The organism is Microcella sp., assembly GCF_033763155.1.
GTDB lineage: Bacteria > Actinomycetota > Actinomycetes > Actinomycetales > Microbacteriaceae > Microcella.
Genome location: NZ_JANRKZ010000121.1, coordinates 1 through 1,620, shown reverse-complemented (window position 1 = coordinate 1,620; position 1,620 = coordinate 1). Strand labels below are relative to the sequence as shown.

The window sequence follows — 1,620 nt, the reverse complement described above, 5'->3', positions numbered from 1 at the left end:
ATACCGATGTTCTGGTAGCGCTCGCGCAGCGACTGGATGGTCTTCGTCACGCTCTCGAGGCTCTCTTCGGTGCGGAACACCTGCGCGTTCTTGTCCATCTCTTCCTGCAGCTCTTTGCGCAGCGCCGCGACGCGCTCGGTGCCGTTCGATGTGCGCAGGCGCTCCACGAGCTCGCGAACCTCTTTCGCCGGGTCGGCAGGCAGTGGCACGAACTCGGCGCTGTTCGCGTACTCGACCGAGTAACGACCGGCGCGCTTACCGAACACGTTGATGTCGAGCAGCGAGTTCGTGCCGAGTCGGTTCGAGCCGTGCACCGAGACGCACGCACACTCGCCCGCGGCGTAGAGGCCGGGGATGACCGTGTCGTTGTCGCTCAGCACCTCCGCCTTGATATTGGTCGGGATGCCGCCCATCGCGTAGTGGGCCGTCGGCATGACGGGCACCGGTTCGACGACGGGGTCGACACCGAGGTAGGTGCGGGCGAACTCGGTGATGTCGGGCAGCTTGGTCTCGAGCACCTCGGCACCCAAGTGGGTGCAGTCGAGCAAGACGTAGTCCTTGTTCGGCCCGGCGCCGCGGCCCTCAGCGACCTCTTGCACCATGCAGCGCGAGATGATGTCGCGCGGCGCGAGGTCTTTGATGGTCGGGGCGTAGCGCTCCATGAATCGCTCTCCGCTGGCGTTGCGCAGAATCGCACCTTCACCGCGCGCGCCCTCGGTGAGAAGGATGCCCAGGCCGGCGAGCCCGGTCGGGTGGAACTGGAAGAACTCCATGTCTTCGAGCGGGATGCCCTTGCGCCAGATAATGCCGACGCCGTCACCCGTGAGGGTGTGAGCGTTCGAGGTGGTCTTGTAGATCTTGCCGAAGCCACCCGTGGCGAAGACAACGCTCTTCGCGTGGAAGACGTGCAAGTCGCCCGTCGCGAGCTCGTAGGCCACGACGCCCGCTGCCTTGCCCTCGTTCATGACGAGATCGAGCACATAGAACTCGTTGTAGAACTCGATGCCGAGCTTGACGCAGTTCTGGAAGAGCGTCTGCAGGATCATGTGGCCCGTACGGTCGGCCGCGTAGCACGCGCGACGCACGGGAGCTTTTCCGTGGTCCCGCGTGTGGCCACCGAAGCGGCGCTGGTCGATCTTTCCGTCGGGCGTGCGGTTGAACGGCAGGCCCATGTTCTCGAGATCGATGATCGCGTCGATCGCCTCTTTCGCGAGAATCTCGGCCGCGTCTTGGTCAACGAGGTAGTCGCCGCCCTTGACGGTGTCGAAGGTGTGCCACTCCCAGCTGTCTTCTTCGACGTTGGCAAGCGCGGCCGCCATGCCACCCTGCGCCGCGCCCGTGTGCGAGCGCGTCGGGTAGAGCTTGGAGATCACGGCCGTTTTCGCGTTCGGGCCCGCCTCGATCGCCGCGCGCATGCCCGCGCCGCCGGCGCCCACGATCACGACGTCGAACTGGTGCTGGTGCACCACGGGAGCCGAAGGGGCGCTCGGCGTGGTCACGGTCTCAGTGCTACTCACAGGATGTCCTCACAGAACGAAGCGACGAGCTCGGGGTCGGCCCCGGCCGGGCAGGGGTCGAAAGTGGTCAGCACGAGAGTGCCCAGCACCAGCAGAACTGCTG

General features: G+C 65.6%; 1 protein-coding gene and 1 pseudogene. Both read right to left on the bottom strand.

Going from position 1 to position 1,620, the window contains the following annotated elements; all coding sequences use genetic code 11:
* Positions 1-1,499: succinate dehydrogenase flavoprotein subunit (gene sdhA / locus SFU54_RS05360; protein WP_319015266.1), on the bottom strand; the 1,499-nt coding region annotated here is incomplete at its 3' end.
* Positions 1,500-1,513: 14 nt separating this feature from the next.
* Positions 1,514-1,620 (bottom strand): annotated as a pseudogene (locus SFU54_RS05355) (succinate dehydrogenase); the annotation flags it as partial.